Annotated in this window: 3 protein-coding genes and 2 rRNA genes (1 of these 5 running past the window's edge); all 5 read left to right on the top strand. The window is 72.9% G+C overall.

The window, feature by feature from the left end; all coding sequences use genetic code 11:
* Positions 1–377: ribosomal RNA gene (locus IPN03_22010) — 23S ribosomal RNA — on the top strand; it begins 2,618 nt to the left of the window's first position.
* A 77-nt stretch (positions 378–454) separates the two neighbouring features.
* Positions 455–572 (top strand): 5S ribosomal RNA (rrf, locus tag IPN03_22005).
* A 90-nt stretch (positions 573–662) separates the two neighbouring features.
* A complete protein-coding gene (locus IPN03_22000; GenBank protein MBK9376321.1) occupies positions 663–3,035 on the top strand; it encodes a YfhO family protein in 2,373 nt (790 codons plus the stop codon).
* Positions 3,032–4,207, top strand: coding sequence for a prepilin peptidase (locus IPN03_21995; GenBank protein MBK9376320.1), 1,176 nt, complete (start codon positions 3,032–3,034; stop codon positions 4,205–4,207). The genes IPN03_22000 and IPN03_21995 overlap by 4 nt, the downstream gene beginning before the upstream one ends.
* Entirely contained in the window at positions 4,204–6,009 is a 1,806-nt protein-coding gene (locus IPN03_21990) for a PAS domain-containing protein (protein MBK9376319.1), read from the top strand. The genes IPN03_21995 and IPN03_21990 overlap by 4 nt, the downstream gene beginning before the upstream one ends.
* Positions 6,010–6,015: the final 6 nt, after the last annotated feature.

The raw sequence follows: 6,015 nt of genomic DNA, 5'->3' as shown, positions 1-6,015 counted from the left end.
GTCCCAAGGGTCCGGCTGTTCGCCGGTTAAAGCGGTACGTGAGCTGGGTTCAGAACGTCGTGAGACAGTTCGGTCCCTATCTCGTGTGGGCGCAGGAAATTTGAGGGGCCCCGACCCTAGTACGAGAGGACCGGGTTGGACGAACCTCCTGTGCACCGGTTGTCGCGCCAGCGGCACACGCCGGGTAGCGGAGTTCGGTAGGATAAGCGCTGAAGGCATATAAGCGCGAAGCCGACCCCAAGATTAGATTTCCCCAGGGGGCAACCCCTCTGAAGGACCGTGGGAGACGACCACGTTGATAGGCTGGGTGTGGAAGCTGCCAAGCTACGGCAAGGCGCGAAGCTGACCAGTACTAATCGTCCGTGAGGCTTGGCCATAAAATTCTTGAGGCGCGAAGTGCTTCGACGAAACGAAATGACGACTCGATTCTGGGACTTGGTAAGTAATCAAGTTTTCCGGTGGCCATATCGAAGGGGCTCCACCCGTTCCCATTCCGAACACGGCAGTTAAGCCCTTCAGAGCCCATGGTACTGCACGGGTCAACTGTGTGGGAGAGTAGGACGCCGCCGGGAATTTATGAATCGCCCGGGCCACAAGCCCGGGCGTTTCTCTTTTTCGGCGGGACCCTCGGCGGGCCACGGAAACCAATACAATCGCCCCCGATGACCGTCGATCCCCGGGGAGAGAAGGCCGCCCGCTCCGTCGCCCTGCGGGGCGCGGCCGTCGGACTCCTCCTCGCCGGCGCCCTCCTCGGACCGGCGCTCGCGAACGGGGGCGTACCCGCGCGGGGAGACCTGCCCGACTTCTTCTGGCCGATGAAGGCCTACACCGCCGAGCGCTGGGCAAACCTCGAGATCCCCCTCTGGAATCCCCTGTCGGGCGCGGGAGAGCCGTGGCTGGCGCAGCTCCAGAGCGGCGCCCTCTACCCGGGCGACCTGCCGTTTCTCCTCGGCTGGAGGGAGGGCGCCCTCCTCGGTATCGCCCTCCACCTGGTTCTTGCGGCCGGCGGAATGGCGTTCTGGCTCTGGGGCCTCGGCGCCTCGCGCGCCGCGGCCCTCCTGGCCGGCGGCCTCTACGCCGGCGGCGGAGCGTTTCTCTCGCTCGTGCCCGTCTACAACAACGCCTGCACGGCGGCCTGGCTCCCGTGGCTCTTCGCCGGTGCGAGGCGCATCGCCGTCGGCCGTTCCCGGGGGGCGGGCTTCGCGGTGTCGGTGGCTGGCGCGTTCCTCGCCGGTGAACCGGCGGTCGCGGCGGTGGGGAGCGCGGCCGCGATCGGCATGGCGCTCTTCGCGGGGGCCGAGGGCGAGGCGCCTGAAGCGCGACATGGCCCGGGGACGATCGCGCCGCGGATTGCACTGGCCCTGTTGGCAGGTGTCGCGCTCGCGGGCGCAGCGCTTCTTCCTTTCGGCGCTCTCCTGCAGAGCTCCGAGCGCCGGGCGCGGACGACCCGGGAGGAAGCGGTCGCGCGGGCCGTCGGGCCGTCCGACCTCGCCGACCTCGTTTCGGCTCCTCGACCGGAGGCGACGCGGGTGGAGTCGCAGGGCCGCGGCGGATATCTGGTCACGCTCGCTCTGGGGCCACTGCCGCTGCTCCTGGCGGCCGGTGCCGGCGCCGGGCTGCCGGGACGCCGCCGCCTCCTCGCGGGCCTCGCGCTCCTCGCGGGAACGGGTGTCCTCCTCTCTCTGGGAACGTCGGGGCTTCTCGTGCCCGTTCTCTTCGACACCGGCATCTTCCGCGGGATCCGGTATCCGGCTCGATGGTTCATCCTTCCTCACCTGGCGATCGCGCTGGCGGCTGGGGCAGGGCTGGACGGGTGGCTCTGGGGGCGCTTCGGGAGAGCGGAGCCGGAGGGGTCAGCCGTCGCCGACGGCGAGGAGGCCCGGGACGCGTCGGCCCGGAGCCGCGTCGCCCTCGTCGCGCTCGCGGGCGGAATCGCGGTCGTCCTTCTCGTTGCGACTCTCGCCTGGTTCCATCCCGACGCCCGGGTGTCACGGGACCAGGGCCGGACCGTCGCGGGCGCCGCGGCGGCGCTCTTCGGCATAGGCGCGCTCGCCCTCGCGAGAGGGCGTTCGGATTCCTCGAGGCAGGGAGCAGCGACGTTCGTCGCGGTCCTCGCACTCGTTCCTCTTCCCTGGCTCGCGGGCGAAGCGCTCGCGTCGGTACCAGCCTCGGCGGTCTTCGTACCTCCTCGCGCCCTCGCGGGCCGGGCGACGGGGCCGGAAGCCGGCCGCGTCTTCGCGCCGGCCGGCCACGACAGGACGCTCGCGCTCCGCTGGAAGTTCGACCGGGATGCGGCCTGGGGAGAAGGAACGGTGAGGCGCGCCATCACGGCGCTGGCCGGCTACACGAACCTCTTCCACGGCATCGCGAGCGCCAGCTCCGCCTCGCCCATCGGCGATCCCCGCACGGAACGGCTCGTGGGCGCGGCCCTCGCAGGGGGCGACGCGGCACGAATCCTCGCGCTCCTGAACGTGCAGCAGGTCCTCTCTCCCTTCCCGGTCGAGGCCCGTGGGTTCCGTCCGGCGGGGCAGGCGGAGGCTCTGTACCTATACGAGGTGGAAAGGGCGTTCGGCCGGGCCTTCCTGCCGCCCCTGAGCCGCGTCGCCACGGACGACGAAGCGTTCGAGGCCCTGAGATCGCCCGGGTTCGACGCCGGCCGAACCGCGCTCGTCGCGCCCCCTCCCGAAGGAACGCGCCTCCCTCGGCCTCGCCCATCGGGAAGCTGGGTCGTCGCCCGGGTCCTCACCGACGGGCCCGAGGGAGCCGTGCTGGCGACGACGGCCTCCGCCGCATCGCTCCTCGTCCTCACGCGCACCTGGGACCCGGGCTGGATCGCACGCGTGGACGGAGTGCCGGCCCCGGTCCTTCGGGCACAGCTCGCCCTCCTCGCGGTGCTCGTACCGCCGGGCGAGCACCGGGTCGAGATCACCTATCGCCCCGTCTCCTTCCGGATCGGGCTCGGCCTCTCGGCCGCGGGCCTCCTCGGCGTGCTCGCCCTGGCGCTGGCGGGACCACCCGGAGGGCGCGGGCGTTGAGGCCGGAAGAAGTCCTCGTCCTTCCGTTCGTCTTCGCTCTCGGAGCGATCCTCGGGTCGTTCGCGAACGTCTGCATCCACCGCCTGCCGAAGGGCGAGTCCGTCGTCTCCCCGCGCTCGCGCTGCCCCGGGTGCCGGACGCCGATCGCCGCATGGGACAACGTCCCCGTCGTCTCGTGGCTCCTCCTCTGCGGACGCTGCCGTTCCTGCCGGACGCCGATCTCGCCCCGGTATCCGCTCGTCGAGGCGCTCGTCGGGGCGATCTTCCTCGCGGCCGCCGTCCTCCACGGCCTCGGGCCGGTCGCGCTCTCCGGTGCGATCCTCGCCACGGCCGCCGTGATCCTGGCCGCCACGGACCTCGACGCGCGCGTTCTCCCGGACGAGGTCACCCTCGGGGTGCTCGGGCTCGGCCTCGTCCTCGCGCTCTGGCGGGACGCGGCCGCGGTGCGCGTCGCAGGGCCCACCGCCCTCGCGAGCCACTTCCTTCCGGCCCTCGCGGGGGCGGCCTTCGGAGCGGCGCTCGTGTGGGGCGTCGGGGCCGCCTACCGTCTCGTGCGCGGGGCCGAGGGGATGGGGATGGGAGACGTGAAGATGATCGCCATGATCGGAGCGTTCGCCGGCCCCGGCGGCGTCCTTCTCACTCTGTTCGGCGCCTCGGTCACAGGGACCGTCATCGCGGGTGTTCCAGCGCTTCTCAGAAACCTCTCGTGGAGGGCCGCTTTCGGCCGGGCGCGTTCGTCTGCGGCGACGGCCAGGAGAGAGGCTGGCCGGCGCGGGGTGCTCGTGAGCCCCGAGGGCAGGATCGTCGAGGGCGGGCCGCGGTGGAGGGAGATCCCGGGCGTCGCCTCCCCGGGCGAGACGCTCTCGACGGCAGGTCCGGTCGCACGCCCGGTCGCGGCCTTCGTCCGGCTGGCGCTCCGCCGGGCTGCGAGCGGCAGGACGACGTCTTTCGGACGGCTCGCGGTCGAGGACGAGACCGGCGACTTCTTCCGGGTCCTGGCGGCGCGGGGCGAGGCGGTCCCCGGCGGCCTCCTCGTCCTCCTCTCGCGCGTCGACGTCCCGTTCGGCGTCTTCCTCGCCGTGGCGTCGGTCGCCGTCTGGCAGTGGGGCGGTCTCGCCCTCGACCTCCTCTCGGGCGGCCTTCCCATCCCGGGGAGAGAGCTCCTGCCGTGACCCCCGACGCGTCCCGCCCACCCGTCCAGGGCTGGATTCGCGAGGTCCGGCGCTTCGTCGTCGGGGGGCTCGTCTTCGTCCTCTTCCTCGCGGGCGCGTCGCTCCTCGGCATCCGCTCCGCAACGGTCTGGGCTCTTCGTCAGAACGCGCTCCGGATGGAGGCCGAGATCCGCGCGGTGGCGGAGCTGAGCGCCGACCCCTCGGGATCTCCGCGGGCGTTCGGCTCGGATCCCCGCGTCGCGAGCCTCCTCCGCGGTCACGGGGCTCTTCAGGCCGCCGTCTTCGACGCGAAGGGAACGCTCCTGTCACAGGCCGGCTTCCTCCCGGCCGCCCCCCTCGCGCCGGTTCGGCTCGACCCGGAGGAGATCCCGCCCGGAGCCCTTCCGCTCCTCACCAGATCGCGCATCGGCCAGACGCCGGCGCTGGCGGCAGCGATCCGCGTCGACGGGGGCACCCGGGTCATGAGGGTCCTGTACGACGCCTCGTCCGTCGCCGCGGCCGAGCGGATGATGACCGTCTTCACCGTGGCGATCCCGGCCGGGGCCATCTTCCTCGGGCTCCTCGTCGCTCCGCTCCTCAAACGCCTGCTCGATCCTCTCGAGGTCCTGGCCGAGACGGCCCGCGGGGCCGAAGGCCTCGTCGGGGAGGAGGCGAGCCCGGAGGGCCCGCGAGCCGCGCTGGCCACGTTTCGCCGCACCGTCGACGAGCTCCGGCGCCGGACCGGCGAGCTGGAGGAGATGCGCAAGAGCGCGGAGGCCCGCGCCGACGCCCTCGCGGTCACATCGCAGACGCTCGTGAGGTCCCACCCGGGAGGGCTCCTCGTCGTAGAGGCCTCGGGCCGTCTCGCCGAGGCGAACCCGGCGGCCCGCGAGCTCCTCGGCCTGCCCGATTCCCCGCTCGGCCAGCCGGCGTCGTCGTCGCTCGCCGAGTGGCCCCCGATCGCCGACGCCACGGCCCGCGCCCTCACCGGCGAGCCGACCCTCGGCCGCGAGGCGATGCGCGGGGACGCCACTGCCGGCCGGCAGCTCGCGGTGACGGCCGTCCCGGTCGTCGACGCGGCCGGGACGCTCCTCGGCGCGCTGGTGTTCCTGGAGGACCGGACGGCGGTGAAGCGGCTGGAGCGGGAGCTCTCGTTCCGGCGGGAGCTCGCTTCGCTCGGGGAGATGTCGGCGGGCATCGCCCACGAGTTCCGCAACGCCACCGCGGCCATCCTCGGCTACGCGCGCCTGGCAGGGACCGCGGACGACCCGGAGTCGCGCCAGAGGCACCTCGGCCGCATCCGTGCGGAGGCCGAGCACGTCGCCCGCGTCACGGGGGATTTCCTGCTCTTCGCGCGGCCCGAGCGTCTGCAGCGGACGGCCGTCGACGTCGCGACGCTCGTCGAAGAGGTCGTCGCGGAGGGGCGGGCCACGACCCCGAAGGTGTCGTTCTCGGTCGAGGGCGCCCTGCCGGAGCTGGACGCCGACGCCGCCCTCCTGCGTCGGGCTCTCGTGAACCTCGTCCGCAACGCTGCCGAAGCAGCGGGGGAGGGCGGCCGGGTCCTCGTCCGGGGCGAGGAAACGCCGGACGGCGGGCTGCTCCTCGCCGTAGACGACAGCGGCCCCGGGGTGGCGCCGGAGGCCGTGCCGAAGCTCTTCGTCCCGTTCTCGTCGACGAAGGCCGACGGCACCGGTCTCGGCCTCTCGCTCGTCGCGAAGATCGCCTCCCTCCACGGGGCAGGGGTCTCGGCAGGGCGCTCCGACGCCCTCGGCGGCGCCTCGTTCCGGATCTCGTTTCCTCCGGGGGCCCTCCCCCGGTCCTGACGAGGA

Source organism: Holophagales bacterium (assembly GCA_016719485.1).
In the GTDB taxonomy this organism is placed as follows: Bacteria; Acidobacteriota; Thermoanaerobaculia; order UBA5066; family UBA5066; genus UBA5066.
The sequence above is the reverse complement of the archived record's forward strand: the minus strand, read 5'-3'. Positions and strand labels throughout refer to the sequence as shown.

Coding starts and splice junctions, on each gene's coding strand:
- IPN03_22000 (MBK9376321.1), top strand. CDS start 663: ATGACCGTCGATCCCCGGGGAGAGAAGGCCGCCCGCTCCGTCGCCCTG.